A 24,864-nucleotide genomic window follows, 5' to 3' on the forward strand; every position below is an offset into this window, starting at 1 on the left:
ACGTCAAGTTGAGCGAATGTGAAATCCCGAATCAATCGAGGGCAAAAGAATATTCAAAAAACATAAACTCTGCTTAGAGTAAAATCTAATCCACTTTTCCTATTAGTACTGACTACGTCAGGTTAGGATTGCCAATAAAATAACTTCCCGATTTGCCTACTGTCCTTATCTTGCTTCCTGCATCTTTCGTCCAAAGTCCAATATTTAAAGTGCTTCTCAAAAACAAACCTTCGATGGCTTCGGTTGTTGGGGGTTTATTTTTTGGGGGGAATGGAATTTACATTCAAATCATAAATGCAATTTGTGGGAAATACAAATTAGGAGGAAAGCTTAAAAGAGGAGAGGTTGCACCACAACGACTCCCAGAGTTTTGTAAATCCACGATGACATAGGATATTGGTAGTTAATCGGTAAGGTATGCTGATGCGAGACTGTTAGTCCAGATGTAATGTCAGATCTTATTTTCGTTTCCTTTTATTTCATTATAAAAAAACCGCCTACCACATAAGTAGCAGACGGCAGATTGTTCACAAAAAAAAATTATTTCCACGTCTAATAACAAAATCTATGAAATGAGAATTCACAAAAGTTGTCAAGGAATCAAAATTATTCCTTCCAACATAGCAGTTTTCCTCCAACTCATTATAAACGAATAAACTATGTTTTGTTTTGGATATTTGATACTGGATATTGAGGTATTTTTAAAATAATTTCCCAATATCCAGTATCTTAATACCACAACCCCTTACTTAATCCACATTGTCATGCAAAAAAGGATTGCGTTTCTTAAACTCCAATTTATCCTTTTCGTCCTCCGTCAATGAGTACTTAGAAATATTCGACTCCGAAGAATGAGGCGTATCCTCCAACTGCACATTGCGGCGTTTGTAAGCTGGCTCATTCTCCAACTCCTTCAAATTGGCATTGGAAGGTGACTGCAATTTCATACTCAAACCACGCAAACGTTTTCTACGCTCCATAAATACCTTCATTCGTTCCTCCTCCGTGCTATACGTCTTTCCAAACCGCTTTGAATCAAAATGCGGATTACCCGTTTTTTCATCCTCCTCCATTGGAGTCATTTCCTGCTTAGGCGCAATACGTTTGTAGCGTTGCGGATTGAAGCTAAAATCCTCCTCAGGCTCTTCCCTTTGCGGCTCCTTCAATACAGGCTCTCTCGAAACCACTGTTTTTGGAGTCACAGGTTGTTCGTCATCCAAGCTAATCACCACACGCTCAGGTTTGCTAGCCTTGCGGGCCTCCTTTGTTTCAAAACCCGTAGCGATTACCGTCACGCTGATGCGATCCTCCAAAGATTCATCCGAGCAATTACCCCAGATAACCTCTGACGTATAGCCCGCAGCCTCTTGAATATAGCTCGTGATCTCGCTTACTTCGTCCATCAATACCTCTTTTGTACCAGAAGTAATGTTCAACAAAATATGCTGTGCACCACGAATATCGTTTTCGCTCAACAATGGAGAAGCCAAAGCCTGCTTCACTGCCTTCAATGCACGGTCATCACCAACCGCCATTCCAGAACCCATAATCGCCACACCGCTATTACGCATCACCGTGCTAACATCTTCAAAATCCACGTTCACATAACCAGGAACGGTGATAATTTCTGCAATACCCCTTGCAGCCGTTGCCAAGACATCGTCCGCTTTCGCAAAAGCCTCAGAAAGAGACAAATTGCCGTAAAGCTCCCGCATCTTGTCATTAGAAATCACAATCAAAGCATCCACATTCTCCTTCAATTCTTCAATTCCTTTGTCTGCCTGACGGATACGTTTACCTCCTTCAAAAAAGAAAGGAGTCGTCACAATACCCACGGTCAAAATGCCCAACTCGCGAGCCGCACGAGCTACCACAGGCGCACCTCCAGTACCCGTACCACCGCCCATACCAGCGGTAATAAAAATCATTTTCGTATCCTTACCCAATGCCTGTTTGATATCGTCCATAGACTCCAAAGTTGCATTGCGTCCTACTTCGGGTTGCGAACCTGCGCCACGACCTTCGGTAAGACCAGGTCCCAGTTGAATTTTGTTGGGAATTTGGTTCTGCTCCAATGCTTGTTCATCCGTATTGCAGATCATAAAGTTCACACCTACAATACCTTGCTTGAACATGTGCGTCACAGCATTGCTTCCGCCTCCACCTACACCGATTACCTTGATGATGGAGTTTTCTTCTTTTGGTAAATCAAATTGTATAGACATAGTTTATTATTTTTTCGTTTACAATTTATTTTTTTAGGTTTAAATAATTTTGAGTGGAATTGCTATATGGTTGTATGGTTCTATGGTTCTATGGTTCTATGGTTCTATGGTTCTATGGTTGAATTGTTGTATGACTTTGAACAAGAATTAACTACGGAAAATAATTTTCTGTACTTGGTGTACTCATTGCTAAATCCGCATATTTTTTTTTGTAAACTATTCTTGTTCAAAGCGTTATTGATAAAGTCACAAATCAATAAAGCCATCTAACCATTTAACAATTCAACCATTTAGCAATAAAGCCATTAATCATAATCATTCATATCTCCTTCCAACCATTCTTTGCTCTTGCGAACCAAATTGTCCCACCAAGAGCCAGAAGATTTAGAAGCATTGGATTCCTCGTGGTAAATATCCTGAAAATCATCTTTTGGACGTTCCATTGGAGTTTGTGTTGATACCACTTCTGTCACATCTTCCTCTTCCACCACAGGCTCTTGCACCACATCCACAGCACCCACGGGTTCTGCATCTTCCATTGCCATGATAATCAAACCCACCGCCGTAGCATACATCGGGTCGTTCAAATCTCGGTAATTGGGATTCACCAAATGTTCGCTCGGCAAACCCACACGCGCATCCATGCCACTGACAAACTGGGTCAAAAAGTCCAAAAACTTCAACCTCGCACCGCCACCAGTCGCCACAATACCGCCAATCAATTTATTCTCAAAACCAGACCGACGAATCTCAAAATACACATGCTCCAAAATCTCCTCCATTCGGGCCTGAATAATGTGCGAAAGATTGCGAACAGAAATCTCTTTCGTTGAGCGACCCCGAATACCAGGAATCGACACCACCGCATTCTCCTGCGACTCCGACACCAAAGCACAGCCAAATTTTACCTTCAATTTTTCAGCTTGGTCTTCCATTACCATGCAGCCCTCTTTGATGTCCTCTGTCACGATGTTTCCACCCAAAGGAATAACGGCTGTATGTCGGATAATACCTTCTTGAAAAATCGCAATATCCGTAGTGCCACCGCCAATATCTACCAGAGCAACACCCGCCTCCAATTCTTCTTCATTCAACACAGCCGAAGCCGAAGCCAAAGGCTCCAAAATCAAACCAGCCACTCGCAATCCAGCCTTCTCCACACACCGATTGATGTTGTTGATAGCAGCCGTTTGACCAGTAATCACGTGAAAATCAGCTTCCAATCGTACACCCGACATCCCAATAGGATCTTTGATGTTTGCTTGTCCGTCAATTGTAAACTCCTGCGGCAAAACGTGAATAATCTGTTCACCAGGATTCAACCGCAATTTGTGCATATCCGTCACCAAACGCTCGATATCGTGCATATCAATCTCTTGCTCATCGTGGTTACGCATCAAATAGCCTCTGTGTTTTTGACTTTTAATGTGCTGTCCAGCAATCCCCACATAAACATTGGTAAAATCAATTCCCGATCGGCGTTTAGCCTCTTCCACAGCTTCTTGTATGGCACTAACAGTTTTGTCAATATTAGAAATAACGCCTCTCCGTACGCCTTCGGAGGCCGCTTTGCCAACACCTAAAACTTCGATCCTACCATAGTCCGTAAGACGGGCTACAATTGCGCAAATTTTGGTAGTACCAATGTCCAGTGCCGCAACTATTGTGTTCGTGTTTCCCATAGTTGGTTAAATTTATTTTTTCGTGCAAACAATCTGATTCTTATACTTAAGGTTAATCTCTTTATAGGTATCCCACCCCACACTTGCCAAGCCATCTTTGTAAAATGCCATCAACAAGTCAAACTTCCTTTCAATATCTTGTAAACTTTCCAATCGTCCAAAAACAATCTCATGGTCTCCCACCTTTGGAATAATGAGAATATCTCCATTGTCCTCCACATAAATCTGTTCCACCTGCGATTTCCAAAAATCATGTTGGTCAATGTATTGCGATAGCAAATACAAACTTTGTGTAATCGGAGCTTGAATCATTCCATCTATTCTGCCATTATCAAAAATACTTCCTGAAGCCACAGGCACCCGTGCCGTAAAATCCAGAGAAATCGGCATTTTCTCCCCTTCCCGACTGATATAATATGCTTGATTCTCGCTGTTAATCACCCGAACCAATGGGTATTTCTGCCAAACCTCTGCCCACAATTTGCCATTAATGTCAATATACAACTCCGCATTTTCGATATAAGGATTCCGCTCCAATGTATCCTCCAATTCCTGCAATGGAATGAACTTAATCGGCAAATCAAAATCCTTGTTCGGTAATTGTACCGCCATCAATTGCTTCACATCTTCCTCATCCACAAACTGATTCCCAGTTTCGTGATCAATCATCACCTCCACACCCGAACACATGGTATTCTCCTGCTTGCTACTCGAAGCCCCAATCGCCACCATAAACAAAATCCCCACCATGAACCAAGCCAAGGCAAAAAGAACGTGATTATATGTCTTAAACCATTTACGCATTTGCAAAAATGAAAATTAAAAATAATTATTGTCCAACGTAGAAACGTTTTAGTAAAACGTTTCTACAAACACTCCAACGCCTCCTTAATCGGCTCTACCAAATCACTAATATCACCAGCACCCACCGTCAGCAACACCTCAAACTTCCTTCCTTCAATCAATCCTAGCAATTCCGACTTAGCGCACATCACTTTTTCTTCAATTGTCACCTCATCAAAAATCAACTTTGAAGTAACTCCCTCCATCGGTTTCTCCCTTGCAGGATAAATATCCAACAAAATCACTTCATCCGCCAAACTCAAACTCCTTCCAAAACCAACTGCTAAATCTTTCGTCCGACTGAACAAATGCGGCTGAAAAATCGCTGTAATTTTTTTATCAGGGTACAAGTCCCTTACCGAACTCAGCAAAGCTCTCAATTCCTCTGGATGATGTGCATAATCATCAATCATCACCACACCCTTTTCCTCTTCTTCCGCTACCTCTAATTCTCCAGCCAAAGAAATCGCTACACGTTTCGGTTTTGGTTGAATGATGTATTCAAACCGTCTTTTAATTCCTTTGAAGGTAGCCAAAGCCTCTGCAATCGCTTGTGCTTCAATACCCAAATTTTCTGCCACTGCAATTGCAGCAATCGAATTTTCTACATTGTGCAAACCGCCAATATTCAAGGCCAGTTGTGCATATCTTTTTTCAGGTGACTCCAATTCAAAAATATATGACCCACCCAAAATACTCATTTGTCGGGTATGAAAATCAGCCGTTTTCGATTCAAGGTCATAGGTCGCAATCCGTCCATTCACCTCTAAATGTGACAAAATCGAAATACTCTCTTTTGCCACCAGCAAACCATTTTCCTTCAGTTGCCCGACAAACAAACTAAACGCTTCCTCTACTCCTTCCTTCGTACCATAAATGTCCAAATGATCTGTATCTACTGCCGTAATTACTGCTACATTCGGGTGCAATCTTAAAAACGAACGATCATATTCATCTGCCTCCACCACAATCACATCCGTCCGCCCTGATAGGTAATTGGAATCATAGTTCACCATGATTCCTCCCACAAAAGCCGTACAACCATAACCTGCCTGCTCCAAAATATGAGCAATCATACTCGTCACCGTTGTCTTACCATGCGACCCCGCAACTGCAATCGTAAACGTATCCTTCGTTACCAAAGCCAATATTTCCGACCGCTTCAAAACAGGAATGTCACTCTTTTGATAAAAAATCAACTCTTTATGATCCTTTGGGATTGCAGGTGTATAAACTACCACATCTACATCTTTCGGAATCAACTCAACATCCTCTTCAAAACGAATCATCATACCTTCTAATTGCAATTGATCAGTCAAAGGTGTACTCGTCTTGTCATAACCAGATACCTCCACCCCTCTGCGGTGAAAGTAGCGAGCCAAAGCACTCATTCCAATGCCGCCAATACCTATAAAATAGGCAGATGATATGTCGTTGATATTTAGCATCTATTTTTTATAGTTCTATCTTCTACAAGTATTTGCCCCCTAATGAAGTCTTTTATGTTTATAACTTCTTGTAAAGTCTGTTAGGTTATCAACCCAAACACAACTAAATAAAGCACAGAAGTTTTATTAAAATGTCTCTACAAACACAACTTCAAAACCTCCTTTGCTATTCTCTCCGCCGCATCCGTAACCGCCAATTTTTGCAGATTTTCGCTCAAACTCGCTCTTTGCAGTTTATCAAACAAAACCGCATCCATTGCCTTACCTAATTCCTCTGCCGCATCCTTATCCCTCACCATCAAAGCCGCCCCTTTCTCCACCAAAGCCTTTGCATTAGCCGTTTGGTGATCTTCGGTCACATAAGGCGAAGGCATCAAAACCACGGGCTTACCGACAATGCACAATTCCGCAATCGTAGTGGCTCCAGCCCTTGCCACAATCGCATCTGCTGCGATAAAAGCCAAATCCATTCTATCCACAAATGCCATTACTTTCACCATGTCTTTGAAAGGTGAAGCCATGACTGCGGTATCTTCCTCATAATATTTGCCTGCCTGCCAAATCAACTGCACGTCTTTCTCCACTAAATCCTGCAAGTGCGCTGCAATTCCATCTCTCACACCCCTTGCACCACCACTTCCTGCCGTCACAAACAACACTTTTTTGTCGGGATTCAAGTCAAAATGTGCTATTGCAGCCTTCTTTTTTGCTTCAATTTCAGCAACTGTATGCATATCCGAACGCAATTCGATGATGTCTTTACGAACAGGATTGCCTGTCATCACAATTGTATTTTTGTCAAAGAACCTTTCCAAACCATCATAGGCCACACAAACCTTTTTCACTTGTTTTGCCAGAAGGCGGTTCGTGATACCAGGGAAAGAATTTTGCTCCTGAATCAAAGCAGGAATCCCCATCATCGTTGCCATTTTCAGCAAAGGTCCACTTGCATAACCACCTACGCCTACTACCACTTGTGGCCGAAACCGTTTGAGAATCTTCCGAGATTTCCACAAACTCGAAACAAGTTTGAAGGGAAAGCTCAAATTATTGAAGGTCAATCGTCTCTCAAAACCACTGATCCACAAACCTTCAATTTTGTAACCCGCCTTCGGAACTTTTTCCATTTCAATCCGTCCTTCAGCACCTACAAATAAGAGGTCAATGGAATCATCTATTTTTTTCAAGGCATTGGCGATAGCAATTGCAGGGAAAACATGCCCTCCTGTACCGCCACCGCTAATGATTATTTTTTTATTCATTTTATTTCAAATACAATTACCAACCTAAGCACTTACCAATGACACATCTTCCGCTTGCTGTTCAATATAACGACTGACACTCAATATGATACCAATGGAAACAGAGGTAAACAAAAGCGATGTTCCCCCCATGCTCACCAACGGCAAAGTCAATCCCGTCACAGGCAACAAATTAACCGTCACCGCCATATTCATCATGGCTTGGATCACCAAACTAATCGCCAATCCAACCGCCAACAATGCCCCAAATGCTCCAGGACTTTTCACAAAAATCCGAATCGCTCGCTGCAACAGCCACAAATACAAAACCATCACCATCAAACCGCCCAATAATCCATATTCCTCAATGATAATCGCATAGATAAAATCAGAATAAGGATGTGGTAAAAAATTTCGCTGTACGCTTTTGCCAGGAGCCAATCGCACCAAACCGCCATTCGCAATCGCAATTTTGGACTGTACGACTTGATAGGATTCGCCCTCTGAATCATCCATAAAGTTGGCAATCCGATTTTTCCACGTTCCCAAACGACCTTCATAAGAAGTAAAAGAGGAAATCGCTATCACCAGCATAAAGACGGTAATTCCCATCCAAATCGCCAGTCCCATGTGCTTCAATCGCACCCGCCCAATGAACATCACAATCAAACAGGTGAAAAACAACAACAAAGCCGACGATAAATCCGCAGGCATAATCAACACGCACACCAGCAATACGGGAATGATGACAGGCAAAAAGCCTTGATCAAAATCGTCAATAATGTGCTGCTTTCTCGACAAAATCCTTGCAACGTACATGATGAGTGCCAACTTTGCCAAATCCGATGTTTGAAACGAAATATCTATAATCGGTACTGTCAGCCAACGCCTTGCATCGTGAATGTCTGTTCCAAAGGCTAAGGTTATCAATAGCAAAGGAATCGAAATGTACAACATCAACTGCGCTATTCGTGAATAGTAGTTGAAGTTTATCAAGTGTGCCAAATACATCAGCAACACACCTCCTGCCAACAAAAAGAAGTGCCGAAACAGATAATATTCTGTATCGCCTCCTTGCTGCCGAAAAGCAAGCGTTCCCGTAGAACTATATACTGCCAATAGCGAAAAGATGGATAACATCATCACTATGAACCAGATTGTTCGGTCTCCTTGTAATTTGTTGAATATTCCTTGCAAAGTATTTTTACTTTATTGATTTTATCTTTTATATGTCATGCTGTAAGCATTTCGTTGCTCATTCTCCAGGTTTTGATTCCTTTCAACAAGATTCCTATGGAATGACACGATTATGTTGTAATCTAATATCTCAAATTCTTGTTTCCATCCATTACCCGCTTCAACTGTTGTCAAAGTCTTCGACTGTTGACAAAGTTTTCGCTAATTCAGTGACCGCCTCCTTAAAAAACCTGCCTCTTTGTGCATAATTGTCGAACAAATCGAAGCTCGTACATGCAGGCGAAAGCAAAACTACATCCCCATCCGTTGCCAAATTGAAGGCAGTGTTTACCGCTATTGCAGCCGTGTCTGTTTCTTCAAAAACGGGAATCATCCCCCCAAACACTTCACGTATTTTTCGGTTATCAGCCCCCAAACACACAATCGCTTTCACTTTTTCTTTCACCAAATCTATTAAAGAACTGTAATCATTTCCTTTGTCTTGTCCTCCTACAACCCACACAATTGGCTTGGTCATCGCATCCAAGGCGTACCAAACAGAATCCACATTGGTTGCTTTTGAGTCGTTGATAAACTCAATACCTTTGATATTTGCCACAAACTCCATTCGGTGTTCAATTGCAGCGACTTGACTCAAGGTTTTTCTAATCACCGCTACTTTCACACCTGCCAAATACGCTGCAAAACCTGCCGACATTGCATTCAACAAATTGTGTTCGCCCCTCAAACTCAGCTCCTCCGTTGGCATAATTGCCGTTTCATTGAAGTACATCCACCCATTTTTGGTGTAAGCACCTTGCTCGTTCTCAGGCGTTTTTGCAGTAAAAGAATGTACCTTGGCGTTCACACCATTTGCAGTCAACCATTCTCTACTCGTTTTATCATCTGCTCCAACAATCAGGTGTTTTTTTTCGTCCTGATTCATGCTTATCCGAAACTTAGCATCCGCATATTTACCAAAATCATAATCGTATCGGTCTAAATGATCGGGCGTAATGTTGGTAATAACCGCAATATCTGGCTTAAAATCCACAATATCATCTAGCTGAAAACTGCTTACTTCCAATACATAATAATCACGCTTTTCTCCAACCGCCACTTGTTTCGCAAAACTATCGCCGATGTTTCCCCCCACTCCGACATTGAAGTCAGCTTCCTTCAATATTTCGTAGGTCATCGTTGTCGTTGTTGTCTTTCCGTTGCTGCCCGTAATGGCTATGATGAAAGCGTCTGTATATCTCGATGCAAATTCTATTTCCGAGATAATGGGTATATTCACTTCCCTCAACTCCTTCACCAAAGCCACTTTATCGGGTATGCCTGGACTTTTAATTACCAAATCAGTTTTAAAAATGTGCTCTCGATTATGATTTTTTTCTTCGTACTCTATTTCGTTGTCTTCCAGTTCTTTTTTGTAATGGTCTTTGATTGCCCCACTATCCGATACAAATACATGGAAACCTTGCTGCTTGCCAAGAATTGCAGCTCCAACTCCGCTTTCGCCCCCACCAAGAATAACCAGTTTTTTCACCTTGTAGTTGATTAGTGATTAGTGATTAGTGATTTGGTTTTTTTTCATTTAACCAGTCACTACCTAACCTTCAATGTAATAAAAGTCATGACTGCCAACATGATTCCCACAATCCAAAATCGGGTCACGATTTTCGCCTCGGGAATCCCTTTTTTTTGGTAGTGATGGTGCAAAGGTGACATCAAAAACAATCTATTTTCTTGGGCGTATTGCAGTCCATGTTTTTTCTTTCGATATTTAAAAACTGCTACTTGCAGCACAACCGATAGGTTTTCGAGCAAAAAGATGCCACACAAAATCGGTATCAACAACTCCTTTCTCACTGCAATCGCCAAGGCTGCAATGATGCCTCCCAAGGTCAAACTTCCTGTGTCGCCCATAAAAACTTGTGCGGGATAAGTGTTGAACCACAAAAAGCCAATACACGCTCCCACAAAAGCCGCCGAAAAAACGACCAACTCCGAAGTATTGGGCAAGTACATGATATTCAAGTATTCTGATACGATAGTATTGCCCGAAAAATAGGCGAACAATCCGAGACAAACCCCTGCAATTGCAGACAATCCTGCTGCCAATCCGTCAATTCCGTCAGTCAAATTTGCCGCATTAGAAACGGCGGTGACGATGAAAATGATTGCAGGAATGTAAATAATCCACGCCCACCATTCGTAGTTTTTTCCCAACCATGACAACACGCTTCCATAGTTGAAGTAATAGGTTTTCAAAAATGGCATATCCGTAATAGGTGCTTTGAATTTCACCATCGTTTTGCCGTCTTCTGTCTGAAAACGCTCCAACTCACCATAGTAGGTTTCTTGTTGGCTGTTGGTGATGTCTTTCTGCACATACACATCATTGCTTAAATACATGGTCAAACCGATAATCAAGCCAAAACCGACTTGCCCCAGGATTTTAAACCTACCTCGCAATCCTTTTTTGTCTTTTTTGAAGACCTTGATATAATCATCTGTAAAGCCAATTGCTCCCATCCAAACCGTTGCCAAAAGCATCAACCAAATATACACATTGTTGAATTTGGCGACCAACAAAGTCGGAATCAATACTGCTCCAATAATGATAACTCCTCCCATTGTAGGCGTTCCATGCTTTGCTTTCTCACCTGCCAAACCCAAGTCTCGAACGGTTTCTTTGACTTGCATTCGCTGCAAACGTGCTATCCATTTTTCACCAAATACCAAACAGAGCAAAAGTGAAAGCATGATTGCAACCGCTGCTCGAAAACTGATAAATTGAAAAAGTCCTGCACCCGGTACATCCCACTGATTGAGCCATTCAAATAAGTAATAGAGCATTTGATGTATTGTTTTAATTGTTGAATTGCTGTACTGTTGAGGTGATGTATTGACATATTGCTACAATTCAACCATCGAGCAATATAACAATATAGCCATATAACAATTTAACTATCCAACCATTCTTCTAATCCCTTCTGCAATTCCTCCTTATCGCTAAAAGGATGCTTCACCCCATGAATTTCTTGATAGGGTTCGTGTCCTTTTCCCGCCAATAAAATAATATCTCCTTTTTTCGCCAACATACACGCTGTCCGAATCGCCTCCTTTCGGTTGGTGATAAACAAGGTTTTATTCATCGCACTTGGGCTAACGCCCTGCTTCATATCTTCTAAAATGGCATCGGGGTCTTCCGTTCTCGGATTGTCCGAAGTCAAAATGATTTTATCACTGTATTTACACGCAATCGCCGCCATCATCGGGCGTTTGCCTTTATCTCGATCTCCCGCACAACCGACCACCGTAATCAAGGTTTCATTTTGGGTCCGAATCACATTGATGGTTTCCAAAACCTTTTCTAAAGCATCGGGCGTATGAGCGTAGTCCACAATGCCGACCACCGTTTTGCTGCTATTGGTCATTGGGTCAAATCGACCTTCTGCCGTTCGCAATTTGCTCAATTCGGTCAACACTTCAATCTTTTCCTCGCCCAACAAAACGGCTGTGCTATAAACTGCCAACAAATTGTAGGCACTGAATTCTCCAATTAATAAACTGTGAACTTCCTCTCCATCCATGTTGAGCATCAAGCCTGTAAAGCTGTTTTCTAAAACCTTTGCCTTAAAATCTGCCATAGACTTCAATGCGTAAGTATATTGGTGTGCTTTGGTGTTTTGCAGCATAATGCGACCACGTTTGTCGTCCACATTGACCAGTGCGAAGGCTGATTTCGGTAACATATCAAAAAAGCCTTTTTTGGCTTCAATATAGGATTTGAAGTCACCGTGATAGTCCAAATGGTCTCGAGACATATTCGAAAACACACCTCCTGCAAATTCTAAAGAGTCGACTCGGTGCTGACTCACGCTGTGTGAACTCACTTCCATAAAGCAAAACTCACAACCTTCGTCCACCATTTTTGCCAACAATCGGCTGATGGTGATGGAGTCAGGGGTTGTCAGGGGTGCAGGAATGATTTCGTTGTTGATTTGGTATTGAATCGTAGAAAGCAGTCCTACATTGAATTTCAATCCTCTAAATAATCGAAACAAAAGCGTTACCGTACTTGTCTTGCCGTTGGTACCTGTCACCCCGACCAACTTCAATTTGGAAGAAGGATTGCCGTAAAAATTTTCTGCACAAATACTCAATGCTGCCGCCGCATTTGGCACTTGCAAATAGGTGATTCCTTCTTGCAATTCGGCTGGCAACTCCTCACACAAAATGGCTGTTGCGCCTTTCTTAACCGCTGTGTCAATGAACTGATGCCCATCTACTTTAGTCCCTTTCAATGCTGCAAACAAATCACCTGCAACTACTTTTCGGGAGTCCAATTGAAGGACGTTTATGTTTTTGTCGGTCGAACCTGCAACTTGCTGTAGGCTGACTTTATACAGTATGTCACTGAGTTTCATTCTTTTTTAATATCGTTGTATTCGTTTTTTTAGGAGCTTTTTTGATTTCCTTTGCATTGCTTCCAATAGAAACCATTTCGCTCAACGGCATGACTATTGAATTTTGCTATAAGGTTGCATTTATTATTGTTTTTCAACATCCAACTCCAAATGAATGTCTTCTGGTTCAAGGTCGTATAATTCCTTGTCTAATTCTGTTGTCAAAATCGCTCCATTGCTCAAATAAAAATCAATCGTGTTTTTGGTCGGAGTTGCCGAAATATATAGTTTGTCAGCTCCAAACTCTTTCCCCGTTTTCTTACTTTCTTCAAGCAGTTTTTGCCCTATTCTCATTCCTCTGTAATCTTTGCTCACATAGAGAATGTACATCTTGCAGTAGTTCAATTGACTACCTCTTTTTTTTCGTTCGACTGATGCCACTCCAATCAATTGCTCCTTATCAAAAGCACCTGTAATTTTTCCTCCTTTGCTTTTTAGTCTTATTTGATTTTGAATCATTTTACCCAATTCCAAAGGGTCAAATTGCAGGACTGTTATTCTTCTTGACTCCAATTTCAAAGAACCTTTGTCGTATTCATAAAATTCAAAAATTTCTTCTTCTCTGTCAATTTCTCTTATTTTATGGATTTCATTTTCTGATAATTCTCTGAAGCGTATCATTGGGTTTGCATATTTTTTTGTATCATTTCGAGGATGTCCTCGAAATGATGGCTAAACCTTAAGCCACAATCATTAATATCAAGATAAAAACAGTTGATTCCATTGCCTAACAAGGAAATTGATAGAGCTTTCGTTTCCTTTTTTTGGAGAGGATTAACCTTTCATTTTTGAGCATTTTTTCTAAAAAAACAATCTTGCACTATTCCAAAGAACTTTTAATGATTTGACTTACTTTATGATTTAACTCTCTTTTCAGCTTCTTAATTAGGATTCCATGACTTTTATGAAAATAATAGTAATTTTTATGTTTAGGATTCAATGTTTTAACGAAGCCTAACCTTCTTATGTCTCTTTTCCTTAATCCTGTTTTTGAAATATAAAACTCTAAATAACTTATATTCCTTTTATTTGATGTTCGGACTAACTGACACAATATTCTAATACTTTTAATCTCAAATATTATAGAATCTTTTGTTACTATATGACTACCAAATTCTTCTTTAACTCTTGATAACTTATTCGATTCATATTTACGAAACAATATTTCAATAGTTGCTAAAAATAAAGAGAATATAAAACAAAATAATACTGTAAACAACCATCCTTTCAGAACATTGATTAGTTTATATTTAAATGGGGCTGATAGTGCGATAGCTATTAATGGAACTAAAATTCCTAATAATAATTTACAGAACCATTTCTTCGTTTTAGGTATAAAGCTCTCACTCATCTCACCTCAACTCCAAATTCACCACCGTTCCCTTATAATACCGCTGTCCATACCTCGGACTCTGACCCACAACCTTCCCTTTACCCGAAAAACGCACCTTCATTCCCCGATTCTCCAACACATACATCGCATCCCGCAAGCCCATTCCATACACATTCGGAATCAAATTTTCCCGCATCTCTATAGTTTGCAGTTCAATAGAACGATCTTTCGTTTTAGCGGCCACCCAATCGGTGTTCGGATTCGGAGCATGAGAAATACCCAAATTGTTGTACACCAATTCCATATCCGCTTGATACCCTCTTTTGGAAACAGGCAAACTGCCCGCAATTCGGTTGTCAGTGTTCACCAAAGGTTGATGCGTTTTGGTGCTAGTTGAGTAGCACTTCTCTGCAATCTCCTTGAAGATAGGCCCTGCTACCGAACCTCCGTAATAATCACCCATTGAAGGTTTGTTGATGACCACAATGCAAGAGTAAATCGGATTTTCGGCAGGAAAAAAACCTGCAAAACTCGCTTGGTATTCCTTTTTGCGCTTGCGGTCTTTCGCAATATTTGCCGTACCTGTTTTCCCTGCAATGGTGAAATTTTCGGAAGCGATTTTCTTCGCTGTTCCATTTTCTATTACTCCCTGCAAAATTCGCTTTACCGTTTGCGCCGTTTCCTTTTTGCAAATTTGCTTCACAAAATGCGGCTCAAAATCTTCAACACTCGAATTGAGTTCCTTCACTCCACTCACTAAATAAGGTCGCATCATTCGTCCATCATTTGCAATTGCATTGAAGAAGGTCAACAACTGCAATGGGGTAATGTCCAATTCATAACCCACCGACATCCAAGGAAGTGTGATTCCACTCCAATCTTCTGCATCAGGCGTTTTGATAGTTGGACGGGGTTCGCCGATGATCTCAATACCAGTTGGCTGATCGAGCAACATACTTTTCAATTTGTCAATGAACTTCTGTGGATCGGCTCCATAATGTTCGACCACCAGTTTGGAAACACCTACATTGGAGGAAATTTCGATGGCTTTGGCAACCGTAATTTCATTGTAGGGATACCAAAGGTCGTCTTTCATGACTTCCTCATGGTAGTCTTTGTGTCCTCCTTCGATGTCGACAATCGTGGTATCTGTCACCATTCCATCGTCCAACAAAGCCGTCAAACTCACTGCTTTGAAGGTGGAGCCTGGGTCGGTTTTCTCACCGATTGCATAATTGTATTTTTCCCAATAGGTGCTGTCTGTTCCCATTCCCAAATTGGCAATTGCTTTAATCTTACCCGTTTTGACCTCCATTACAATAGCACTACCATGGTCTGCCCAATGGTGTTTCATGTTTTTGAGCAACACACTTTCTACCACATCTTGCAGGTTTACATCCAATGTGGTAAAGATGTCTTTGCCGTTTTGTGCCTCCAATTCGAAATCATCGTGAATCGGAACCCAGGTACCACCCGAAACTCGGTGCATAGATTGTGGCACTTGTGTGCCTCTCAAATATTCATCAAAACTCCCTTCTAAACCAACGGATTGAGAATTGTCTCGTGCATATCCAACGGTTCGCCTTGCCAAAAGACTAAAAGGATTGACCCTTCGATTTTGTTGGTGGAAAATCAAACCACCATTGTATTGTCCCAAATTGAAGATAGGCCAAGTTTTCAATTCCTTCAAATCGTTGTAATTCACCTTTCGCTGAATCAAAAAATAACGCTCTCCCGATGCCCTTGCATCCATCAATCCTTGACGGTATTCATCATAGGATCTATCCTGAAAGTAATTAGCCAAGTTTTTAGACAGGGAGTCAATATTGTTGTTGAAAATACTGTCGGTCAAGCCCGTAGTGTTCACATCCATTCTAATCTCGTAGAAAGGTAGTGAAGTGGCTATCAATCGCCCATCTTCTGAATAAATATTGCCTCTTCGCCCTTCAATGGTGTCAATCCGAGTAGAATTGCGTCCCATTTCTCTCCATTGCTCACCTTCAAACACTTGTATGCGAAACACTTGCATCAGTATTACAAAGCCAACCAGTGATAAAATCAAAAACACTAGATTGATACGCCACAATATGTCTCTTTTTATGCTCAATATTTTTTGTATTGGTGTTTTGAGGTGTTAATGTGTTGTTTTTATTACTAATCGCCAATCACTATTTTCTGTGGCGGCTTGGTTAGTTCTTGCAGTCCATAAGGCCTGACCAACTTCGCCACTTCAGTTAGTTTGCTTTTGTACATCAACTCCGATTTGGAAGTCATGTATTGTGATTCTAATTCTCGAAGTTCTTTTTGAAGGGTGTTGATTTGACGCAAATTGCGCTCGGCATAATGCGTATTTGCAATATAAAAGAGGGCTATAGCAGATACGAATAAGACGTACCTAAGATTGGACACGAGGAAAATACGATCATTGAAGTCCGTTTTTCCTACAAGCGTAAGTATCTTTTTTAAGAAACGAAATACGATATTATCTACTTTTTTTGCCATGGCTTTATTGCGTTTAAGAGTTGATAATCAAATGACTACTCTTTGTGCAATTCTCATTTTAGCACTTCTTGATTTAGGGTTTTCTTTAATTTCTTTAGGGCTTGGAATAATTACTTTTCTATTGATTGCTTTGAATGGTTTTTCGCTGTGTCCATAAATGTCTTTTTCTTCAATACCTTCAAAATTGCCGCACTTGATGTAGTTTTTCACCAACCTATCCTCGAGAGAATGGTAAGCAATGACTACCAACCGTCCCTCATTTTTCAATACTTCTTTGCTTTGCTCCAAAAGGCTCTTCAAGGCATCCATTTCTCCGTTTACTTCGATTCGCAGTGCTTGAAACAATTGGGCAAAAAATTTATTTCTTTTCCCACGCACACAAGGCCCTGCTAATGTGAGCAGTTGAGATACTGTTTTGATCTTGCTCAATTGTCTAGCTGATACGATTGCTTCTGCTAAGTGAAACGCATTGGGTAGTTCACCGTATAATTTGAAGGTGTCAATCAATGCTTGTTTCTGATACGTATTTAGTACCGTTTGAGCAGTGATTTCGGTGTTTGCATCCATTCGCATATCCAATTCGCTGTCACCAAATCTAAAAGAAAAACCTCTATCTTCGGTATCAAATTGGTGCCAAGAAACGCCTAAATCACCCAAAATGCCATCTACTTTTCGCACACCGTTGAGGCGTAAATATTGCTTCAAGTATTTGAAATTTTGAGGAATGAACACAATTCGCTCATCCTCAAATAGATTTGTTTTTGCATCTTGGTCTTGGTCAAAAGCAAAAAGTTTGCCTTTGCCTTTTTCCAGTTTTTCTACAATTGCTTTTGAATGTCCACCGCTTCCAAAAGTCACATCTACATAGATGCCATCGGGTTTTACCGCCAATCCATCTACTGCTTCTGTCAATAATACCGTTTCGTGGTAAACACTCATTTTTATAGTTATATTGTCACATTGTTGTATGGCTAAATTGAAGTAGAACTACACTGCTACTTATTTGCTACACCCTACTCGGTACTCCGCCGCCATTAATAGTTCCTTCACTCATCACTTCTCTCGCCAATTCTGCATACTCCTCAGGATCAACATCGTCCAACATTTTGTAGTAGGTGTCCATATCCCAAATTTCGATTTGATTGAAGGATCCTACCATCACAAGGTCTTTGGAAATACCTGCATACGTCAGCAAACGTTTTGGCAATAAGATGCGGTTGTTGCTATCAATTTTTAATTCATCTACTCCACTAAAATGAAGTCGACGAAAAAGTCTAACTTTAGGGTCGAAAGGGTTAAGTTGTCTGATGGTTTCTGACACTTCATTCCACTCTGAAATGGTGTAAAGGGTCAAACATTTTTCGATTCCTCGATTAATGATTAGACTTTCCCCATTTTCCTGTGGCATTTGCTTCAGAAATTTTGCAGGCATCAATAACCTACCTTTTGTATCTATTTTACATTCGGCTTCGCCGAGAAAACCAGACATAGGTATGACACGTTTATTTAGGTGCTATGACAAAGATAAATCAAAATCTCCACTTTTCTCCACTTAATACCACTTTTTACCCTAAAAAGTTCTTCTTTGAATCACATATTTCCACCTCTAATATTTGCAGATACAAATATTAGAAAAAACACTATAATTCTTAGCAAAAAAACTAATTATTATAGTTTTTTTAAGTTCTAAAACCCTTTACTTCTTACTAATGTTATTGAAATAATAAAAAACAACCATTGATTCTATTTTTAATTTATTGCAACCAATCCATTTTTTCGAATGAATCCTCAAATTATTAGACAACATTTTCCACAATTATCCACTTTGCAGATAGAACGGTTTGATTACTTAGGTGAGTTTTACCGAGAATGGAATGAGAAAATCAACCTCATTTCTCGAAAAGATATTGATAATCTATATGAAAATCATATTCTTCATTCTTTGAGTATTGCCAAGGTAATTCAGTTTCAGTCTTTCACGCACATATTGGATATTGGAACGGGTGGAGGTTTTCCTGGTATTCCTTTGGCGATTTTATTTCCTCAATCTCGTTTTCACCTGATTGATTCTATACAAAAGAAAATCAAGGTTGTAGAAACTTTGGTGGAGGAGCTTGGTCTGAGCAATGTGAAGGCAGAACACAAACGGGTGCAGCAAGTGCATGGTAAGTCTTATGATTTTGTGGTCAGCCGAGGCGTAACCAAATTACCCGAATTGCTGGATTGGACGAAGAAATTGGTAACGAAAGACCACTACAATAGTCTAAAGAATGGTTTGATTGTATTGAAGGGAGGAAATCTGGAAGAAGAAATTGCAACTATTAAACGCAGAGTAAAAGTTTTTGGAATCAAGGATTTTTACGATATGGAGTATTTTGCAGAAAAATATGTGTTGCATATATCTGTTTGATTTAAAAATAGATTTTTTTTTAATGTAAATATGATTTTTTGAAGAAATAGTTTCCCCACTCTAAGCAAAACTATTTCTGGTTCTAATAGTTATTGATTTTATAGAAAAGTTTTCACTTTGCTATATGGACGAACTACAACGTCCTCTATTCCATTGCTAAATAGCTTTGGAACTGCTTTTCGCATAATATTTAAACTTCCATTAATATCAGCATTTATAGTGCCGTATTTCTTGGATTTAAACATCCCCCTTTCAATCCTCCTGCCTTTGTAAATCAAGTGCTTTTTGATGGACTCTAAATCTAAAAAACTGCATTTTGAAGTGTAAGATTCTTCCTGCAATTTAATGTTTATCCCCTCCAATGAACACTTATAGGAGAGCATCTTGATAAAAATCGCATGAGGTATGGAAACAAAGCTTTGATTATTCTTCTTGCCGATATTTATGTCTTGTTTCCAACTATCGTTCTTGCCAATCACAAGAAGCGTTGTTCCTTTGGAAACTAATTGATTCACAATATATCTACTGGCTTTGTGAAGATAATCTTTTGCCTTGTTATTGCGCTTTAAGGTTAATTTCTTGATTTTTCTGGAAGTGCCTTTGCCTCCAATAAAGGACATGAGTTTGGCTTTCTTCTTGTTGAAATATTGATTGATGGACTTCAATGGTCTGCCATTAATCAATATCGGTGCTTGTTGGTGGCTAAATGTTAGCGCACCTAAGTTATTCAAGCCTATATCAATGGAGGCTATTTTTTGGGGATGTAGCTTTTTCTTGGGTTTTTCCTGTTTTTCGTAAATCACCTCAATTGCATAGTGTCCATATTCTGGAACAATGCGAACCTGTTTGATGGAACTGGGAATACATTTGGTTTTGAACTCAATATCACAGCCTGACAACTTAATGATTCCTTGTCTCAATTTGGTTTTTGAGATAGCTTGTATGGTGTAAGTCAGCAAAGCTCTGCCTTTGGTCTTATGCTTGTAGTTGGGAAGTTTGGGTTTGCCCGTAAACCTATTAGGATTTTTCTTGTATTCTTTACTTGCTGCAAAGAAATCCTTAAAGGACTGAAAGACCCTTTTCATTGTCCACTGACTTACCTTAGCGGGCAAAGCTCTAAAATCTGGGTTGTTTGATGCTGCAAAAAGACCTGCTAAATCCTTATAGGAAGGCATTTTTTTGTCTTTATCAAAAAAGGCTTGGCGAAGCTCATAAGTAGTCGTATTGTGCAGATTCTTTGATAAAAATGCCTCTCTATCAAACGATTTGAACAGCTTGTCATTTGATTTTACAATATGTCTTTCTGCTAAATTCAATCTCTTTGTAGTTCCTTTATGATTAACTCTGTTTTTCTTTTGCTTCTTCTTTGACCATAGAGGCGAGCAACAAAAGAGGTGATGATACTGACCAAATCCTGCATCAAATCTTCCTTATCTCCGCATGTGTTATTGATAATTTCCAGTGACCTTCCTTGCTTTTTCAGTAGCAATTCAATATACTATACTTCACATAATAAAACGACTCTATGGGCAACAATCCATTCTTTCGCTATATTTACCATTCGGGGCGTACACAGAATATATAATAGTGTATAAAACAAAATGCACCTGCACGGACATTAGCAGTAAAAAGTGGAAAAATGAATCCAATTAAACTCATAAGCCTGCAAGAATTATCAAATAATGATTTAGTCAGTCATAAATTATTATACACACATCAATCTAAGGAGAATAAAGAAAGTTGGGTAACACCTTTTACACCCTACCGCAGTTCTTATTATGCCTTTGCTTTGTGTATTCGAGGACATGCTACCTTTCAGGTAAATCTTCAAGAATTCAAGATAGTCAAAGGATCACTAATTTTTGTGAAGAATAACGATATAAAGCAATGGTTTCATAGAAGTGAAGATTATGAAACCTATACCATATTATTTGAAAAAGAAGCGATTCTGAACGCTGTAGGTAATCAGGTATTCGAGCAAGACTTTGATTTTTTCAACAAAGGAATTGTCGTTAGTCTCACTCAGACACAACAAAAAAAACTCAAAACCCAATTTGAACAATTTGGTAAACTATATGCAACTTTTAGCAAGTTTCAAAATCAACAACTTGCACATTATTTAGCCATAATGCTCTATTCTACCGCCGAATTAACGGTTAATCAAGAGCAATCCTATAAAACGAGTCGTTCAAAACAGATTACCAATGATTTCATCAAATTGGCCAGCAAATATGTCATCAATGAACGTAACTTGGACTTTTATAGCCAACAAATTGGACTTTCTAAAAAGCATCTGTCCGAAACAATAAAGTCAGAACTAAACAAAACAGCTTCTCAAATTTTAGGTGAATATCTCCTGTTAGAAGCAAAAGTAATGCTTAATGAAACAACTCTTACCATTGAAGAAATCGCCTTTCATTTAAACTTTAATGATTCCAGTGCTTTTAATAAATTTTTTAAGCGACATACTGGGCTTACTCCAAAAAGCTACAGAAATTAAGATATCCGTAATCTGGACAATTTTTTAAGAAAATCTGACCTGTAAACGTACAATAGACTATAGTAAATTTGTGGTGTTAATTACTTAAAAAATAAAAAGGATGATTTCACAAAAAGATTATTTCGAGATTCAAAATTTAGCTGCTCGATATGCAATCACCACCGACAATGCTGATGTAGATGGATTCATGAACTGTTGGGTATCCCCCGAAGAATTCGGAGGCTACGAGAGCGGGCCTTTCGGAAGTATGAAAACATGGCAAGAGCTAAGGAACTTTGAGACACACCATGTTGGAGATGGGGGAATGGCTAACGGAAAGCGTCACCAAGTCACGAATCTAATAATCGAACCTGTTTCAGAAACAGAAGTCCACGTTACACATGATCTAATAGTTTTGGAAGTTGCCGAAATCCCTGCTGTCATTGCATCTGGAAGATATAACAAAAGTTTAGTTGTTAAAACTGACAATGGATGGAAGTTTAAGTCCCGAAACTTAGATGTAGATAGTGGATTTTTTAAACTCATGGAGCAGTGGAAAGGACAAGGAGTTGACGTAAAACATTAATTATCCATGAGAAAAATTTCTAAAAAATATCAGATGATAGTCTTTGTATTCCTGATGACTTTATTCATGGGATTATTCTTGTCTGCAATTATGACGATTAGAACGCAAGGATTATCTTCTGATTTCTTGTCAATTTGGCTCACCCGATTTTTTTCAACTTGGATAATAGTAATACCTACTGTCATCGTTGTAATTCCAATAGTAAATTTTATTGTAAGGAAAGTGGTTGAGCAGTAAATTCCAAAATTCAGGAAACATGAAAAATATGCAAAATTCAGAACAGTCTTCAAAGCCTCGAAATATGTTAATTTTCGGAGGAAATCCTTCACGAATGTACAATGTCAAAACTTATTTATCACAAATAGAAAATCTTAATATTACGGGTGTGTTTAGTGAAGAAGAGGGACTTGACGTGTTACAAAGAAAGGAAAATAATTCCTTTGACCTTATTTTGATTGGAGGTAGATATACGAATGAGCAAAGAGAACGGATTCTATCATCTGCCAACAATATATTGATTACACAACCGGGGATAGATTATCCTTATTCAGACGAAAATATTTATCTTCATGTCGAACGTTTGCTCAATTCGTTAACTGAATAAGACAAATAAAAAATTACTGTTCAGTCAAATTTGAATTGATAGGTAAATTTCGCACCTTCAAGTCTCTATGCTTGAACAGGCAATCTATCAATTCAATGTTGACACAACACTACTAAACCTCCTCCGTCTTAAACTCCGATGTAAAATGAAAACTAATATCGGGGTAGTTCTTTTGTTCGGTTTCGAGCATCCATTGAGATTGAGCCAAATAGACCAAATTTTTGTCTTTGTCCACAGCCATGTAGTTTTCCTTTCGTTTGGCAAATTCTGCCAGTTTATCTTTGTCTTTTGAAGTAACCCAACAAGCTTTGTAGAGTGTAATGGGGTGAAAATCACAAGATGCACCGTATTCATGTTCGAGGCGGTATTTAATCACATCAAATTGCAGCTCTCCTACCGTACCAATGACCCGCCGATTCGTTGTCACGGTTTTAAACAACTGTGCTACGCCCTCCTCGGTCAATTGCTTAACACCTTTATACAACTGTTTCGTTTTCATAGGATTCATGTTGACCAACTCCTTAAAAATTTCGGGTGAAAAGCTCGGAATCCCTTTGAACATAAACTCCTCGCCTTCGGTCAAAGTGTCCCCAATTTTGAAGTTGCCCGAATCGTACAAACCCACTACATCCCCTGGATAAGCCTCGTCAATCGTGCTTTTTTTCTGCGCCATAAAACTCGTCGGATTGCTAAAGCGCATTTTTTTGTCCAAGCGCACGTTTTTGTAAAAAGTATTGCGCTCAAAAATGCCTGAACATACCCGCAAAAACGCAATGCGATCACGGTGTCGGGGGTCAATATTGGCGTGGATCTTAAACACAAATCCACTGAATTTCTTTTCAGAAGCCTTCACTTCTCTCACCGTCGTTGGTCTCGGTTGAGGAGATGGCGCAATGCGTATAAAGGTATTTAACAACTCTTTCACTCCAAAATTATTCACTGCACTTCCAAAAAACACAGGGGCAACGTCTGCTTTTCGGTAGGCCTCAATATCCAAATCTCCATATACCCCTTCAATCAATTCTACATCTTCTCGCAACTGTTCGGCATCCCGAGTACCGACTATTTTCTCCAAAATGGCATCGTTCAAATCTTCAATAGCCACAGTATCCTCTTCCTCCACCAATTTTTGTGTGCCGCCCCGAAACAAACGCAAACTCTTGTCATCCAGTTTATAAACCCCTTTGAAGTCCGTTCCCATATTGATGGGCCAACTCATGGGATGCACATGAATACTGAGTTTATCCTCCAATTCATCCAGTAAATCATACGGGTCTTTACCTACCCTATCCATTTTATTGATAAAAACAATGACGGGTGTTTTCCTCATTCTACATACCTCCATCAACCTTTCGGTTTGTTGCTCAACACCTTTCACACAGTCAATCACCAAAATAACACTGTCCACAGCCGTCAATGTGCGGTAAGTATCCTCCGCAAAGTCTTTGTGACCAGGCGTATCCAAGATGTTGATTAACTTGTCTTCGTATTCAAAGGCCATCACCGAAGTCGCCACCGAAATTCCCCTTTGGCGTTCGATTTCCATAAAGTCAGAAGTCGCACTTTTTTTGATTTTGTTCGATTTCACAGCCCCAGCGACTTGTATCGCCCCCCCAAAAAGCAGCAATTTTTCGGTCAAGGTCGTCTTTCCAGCATCTGGGTGACTAATGATGGCAAAGGTTCGGCGTTTGTTGATTTCAGCTTTTAAACTCATGTTTGAATACTCGATATTGATATTGGATATTAAAAAACGGCTGCAAAGGTAGCCTTTTATTTTACCCTTTGAAAATACCTTTTTGAGAACAATCAACAATTTATGCCTATTGCAGGCTTCAAAGTTTTTCAAAGAATTGTATT

Annotated in this window: 20 protein-coding genes; 4 read left to right on the forward strand and 16 right to left on the reverse strand. The window is 39.7% G+C overall.

Features of this window, described 5'->3' with window-relative positions:
* Positions 1-749 precede the first annotated feature (749 nt).
* The 14 genes from ftsZ to mraZ form a co-directional block, all read right to left on the reverse strand.
* Complete coding sequence (ftsZ, locus tag R3E32_11985; protein MEZ4885441.1) at positions 750-2,225, reverse strand: cell division protein FtsZ; 1,476 nt, start codon at positions 2,223-2,225, stop codon at positions 750-752.
* A 305-nt stretch (positions 2,226-2,530) separates the two neighbouring features.
* A complete protein-coding gene (gene ftsA / locus R3E32_11990) occupies positions 2,531-3,907 on the reverse strand; it encodes a cell division protein FtsA (GenBank protein MEZ4885442.1) in 1,377 nt (458 codons plus the stop codon).
* Positions 3,908-3,919: 12 nt separating this feature from the next.
* On the reverse strand, positions 3,920-4,711 hold the full coding sequence (locus tag R3E32_11995) for a hypothetical protein (protein MEZ4885443.1): 792 nt from the start codon (positions 4,709-4,711) through the stop codon (positions 3,920-3,922).
* A 62-nt stretch (positions 4,712-4,773) separates the two neighbouring features.
* Positions 4,774-6,198, reverse strand: coding sequence for a UDP-N-acetylmuramate--L-alanine ligase (gene murC, locus R3E32_12000; GenBank protein ID MEZ4885444.1), 1,425 nt, complete (start codon positions 6,196-6,198; stop codon positions 4,774-4,776).
* A gap of 137 nt (positions 6,199-6,335) precedes the next feature.
* Complete coding sequence (gene murG, locus R3E32_12005) at positions 6,336-7,460, reverse strand: undecaprenyldiphospho-muramoylpentapeptide beta-N-acetylglucosaminyltransferase (protein ID MEZ4885445.1); 1,125 nt, start codon at positions 7,458-7,460, stop codon at positions 6,336-6,338.
* 24 nt (positions 7,461-7,484) lie between these two features.
* Entirely contained in the window at positions 7,485-8,636 is a 1,152-nt protein-coding gene (locus R3E32_12010) for an FtsW/RodA/SpoVE family cell cycle protein (GenBank protein ID MEZ4885446.1), read from the reverse strand.
* Between the two features lie 160 nt (positions 8,637-8,796).
* Complete coding sequence (gene murD / locus R3E32_12015; GenBank protein ID MEZ4885447.1) at positions 8,797-10,167, reverse strand: UDP-N-acetylmuramoyl-L-alanine--D-glutamate ligase; 1,371 nt, start codon at positions 10,165-10,167, stop codon at positions 8,797-8,799.
* A gap of 59 nt (positions 10,168-10,226) precedes the next feature.
* A complete protein-coding gene (mraY, locus tag R3E32_12020; GenBank protein ID MEZ4885448.1) occupies positions 10,227-11,480 on the reverse strand; it encodes a phospho-N-acetylmuramoyl-pentapeptide-transferase in 1,254 nt (417 codons plus the stop codon).
* Between the two features lie 107 nt (positions 11,481-11,587).
* Positions 11,588-13,054 (reverse strand): UDP-N-acetylmuramoyl-L-alanyl-D-glutamate--2,6-diaminopimelate ligase, encoded by a 1,467-nt coding sequence (locus tag R3E32_12025; GenBank protein ID MEZ4885449.1) that lies wholly within the window; start codon positions 13,052-13,054, stop codon positions 11,588-11,590.
* A 123-nt stretch (positions 13,055-13,177) separates the two neighbouring features.
* The gene (locus R3E32_12030) at positions 13,178-13,714 is read right to left on the reverse strand and encodes a GNAT family N-acetyltransferase (protein MEZ4885450.1); all 537 of its coding nucleotides are present in this window, start codon (positions 13,712-13,714) and stop codon (positions 13,178-13,180) included.
* Positions 13,715-14,445: 731 nt separating this feature from the next.
* Entirely contained in the window at positions 14,446-16,449 is a 2,004-nt protein-coding gene (locus R3E32_12035; GenBank protein MEZ4885451.1) for a penicillin-binding protein, read from the reverse strand.
* A 131-nt stretch (positions 16,450-16,580) separates the two neighbouring features.
* A complete protein-coding gene (locus R3E32_12040; protein MEZ4885452.1) occupies positions 16,581-16,928 on the reverse strand; it encodes an FtsL-like putative cell division protein in 348 nt (115 codons plus the stop codon).
* A 27-nt stretch (positions 16,929-16,955) separates the two neighbouring features.
* Complete coding sequence (rsmH, locus tag R3E32_12045) at positions 16,956-17,867, reverse strand: 16S rRNA (cytosine(1402)-N(4))-methyltransferase RsmH (GenBank protein MEZ4885453.1); 912 nt, start codon at positions 17,865-17,867, stop codon at positions 16,956-16,958.
* 67 nt (positions 17,868-17,934) lie between these two features.
* Positions 17,935-18,417 carry a division/cell wall cluster transcriptional repressor MraZ gene (gene mraZ / locus R3E32_12050; GenBank protein MEZ4885454.1) on the reverse strand — a complete coding sequence of 161 codons (483 nt, stop codon included), beginning with the start codon at positions 18,415-18,417 and terminating at the stop codon, positions 17,935-17,937.
* 291 nt (positions 18,418-18,708) lie between these two features.
* Between mraZ and rsmG the strand changes: the two genes are divergently transcribed.
* Positions 18,709-19,338: a 16S rRNA (guanine(527)-N(7))-methyltransferase RsmG gene (gene rsmG / locus R3E32_12055; protein ID MEZ4885455.1), complete on the forward strand. Its 630-nt coding sequence runs from the start codon at positions 18,709-18,711 to the stop codon at positions 19,336-19,338.
* 98 nt (positions 19,339-19,436) lie between these two features.
* Here rsmG and R3E32_12060 read toward each other — a convergent pair whose 3' ends face one another.
* Complete coding sequence (locus R3E32_12060; protein ID MEZ4885456.1) at positions 19,437-20,654, reverse strand: transposase; 1,218 nt, start codon at positions 20,652-20,654, stop codon at positions 19,437-19,439.
* A 323-nt stretch (positions 20,655-20,977) separates the two neighbouring features.
* Here R3E32_12060 and R3E32_12065 point away from each other — a divergent pair, with 323 nt between their 5' ends.
* From R3E32_12065 to R3E32_12075, 3 genes are all read left to right on the forward strand, one after another.
* On the forward strand, positions 20,978-21,838 hold the full coding sequence (locus R3E32_12065) for a helix-turn-helix domain-containing protein (GenBank protein ID MEZ4885457.1): 861 nt from the start codon (positions 20,978-20,980) through the stop codon (positions 21,836-21,838).
* 100 nt (positions 21,839-21,938) lie between these two features.
* Entirely contained in the window at positions 21,939-22,403 is a 465-nt protein-coding gene (locus tag R3E32_12070; GenBank protein ID MEZ4885458.1) for a nuclear transport factor 2 family protein, read from the forward strand.
* Between the two features lie 256 nt (positions 22,404-22,659).
* A complete protein-coding gene (locus R3E32_12075; protein MEZ4885459.1) occupies positions 22,660-23,007 on the forward strand; it encodes a hypothetical protein in 348 nt (115 codons plus the stop codon).
* A gap of 112 nt (positions 23,008-23,119) precedes the next feature.
* On the opposite strand, the gene R3E32_12080 is transcribed toward R3E32_12075, so the two are convergent.
* Positions 23,120-24,721, reverse strand: a complete 1,602-nt coding sequence (locus tag R3E32_12080) for a peptide chain release factor 3 (protein MEZ4885460.1) — start codon at positions 24,719-24,721, stop codon at positions 23,120-23,122.
* Positions 24,722-24,864 lie beyond the last annotated feature (143 nt).

The sequence above is a fragment of the Chitinophagales bacterium genome (assembly GCA_041392475.1).
Lineage (GTDB): Bacteria > Bacteroidota > Bacteroidia > Chitinophagales > UBA2359 > JAUHXA01.

Excerpts from the sequence above, each read along its gene's own strand:
- R3E32_12070 (MEZ4885458.1), top strand. The coding sequence starts at position 21,939 with ATGATTTCACAAAAAGATTATTTCGAGATTCAAAATTTAGCTGCTCGA.
- R3E32_12080 (MEZ4885460.1), bottom strand. The coding sequence starts at position 24,721 with ATGAGTTTAAAAGCTGAAATCAACAAACGCCGAACCTTTGCCATCATT.
- R3E32_12040 (MEZ4885452.1), bottom strand. The coding sequence starts at position 16,928 with ATGGCAAAAAAAGTAGATAATATCGTATTTCGTTTCTTAAAAAAGATA.
- R3E32_12025 (MEZ4885449.1), bottom strand. The coding sequence starts at position 13,054 with ATGAAACTCAGTGACATACTGTATAAAGTCAGCCTACAGCAAGTTGCA.
- rsmH (MEZ4885453.1), bottom strand. The coding sequence starts at position 17,867 with ATGAGTGTTTACCACGAAACGGTATTATTGACAGAAGCAGTAGATGGA.
- mraZ (MEZ4885454.1), bottom strand. The coding sequence starts at position 18,417 with ATGTCTGGTTTTCTCGGCGAAGCCGAATGTAAAATAGATACAAAAGGT.
- R3E32_11995 (MEZ4885443.1), bottom strand. The coding sequence starts at position 4,711 with ATGCGTAAATGGTTTAAGACATATAATCACGTTCTTTTTGCCTTGGCT.
- ftsA (MEZ4885442.1), bottom strand. The coding sequence starts at position 3,907 with ATGGGAAACACGAACACAATAGTTGCGGCACTGGACATTGGTACTACC.
- mraY (MEZ4885448.1), bottom strand. The coding sequence starts at position 11,480 with ATGCTCTATTACTTATTTGAATGGCTCAATCAGTGGGATGTACCGGGT.
- R3E32_12030 (MEZ4885450.1), bottom strand. The coding sequence starts at position 13,714 with ATGATACGCTTCAGAGAATTATCAGAAAATGAAATCCATAAAATAAGA.
- murC (MEZ4885444.1), bottom strand. The coding sequence starts at position 6,198 with ATGCTAAATATCAACGACATATCATCTGCCTATTTTATAGGTATTGGC.
- ftsZ (MEZ4885441.1), bottom strand. The coding sequence starts at position 2,225 with ATGTCTATACAATTTGATTTACCAAAAGAAGAAAACTCCATCATCAAG.
- rsmG (MEZ4885455.1), top strand. The coding sequence starts at position 18,709 with ATGAATCCTCAAATTATTAGACAACATTTTCCACAATTATCCACTTTG.
- murG (MEZ4885445.1), bottom strand. The coding sequence starts at position 7,460 with ATGAATAAAAAAATAATCATTAGCGGTGGCGGTACAGGAGGGCATGTT.
- R3E32_12065 (MEZ4885457.1), top strand. The coding sequence starts at position 20,978 with ATGAATCCAATTAAACTCATAAGCCTGCAAGAATTATCAAATAATGAT.
- R3E32_12075 (MEZ4885459.1), top strand. The coding sequence starts at position 22,660 with ATGAAAAATATGCAAAATTCAGAACAGTCTTCAAAGCCTCGAAATATG.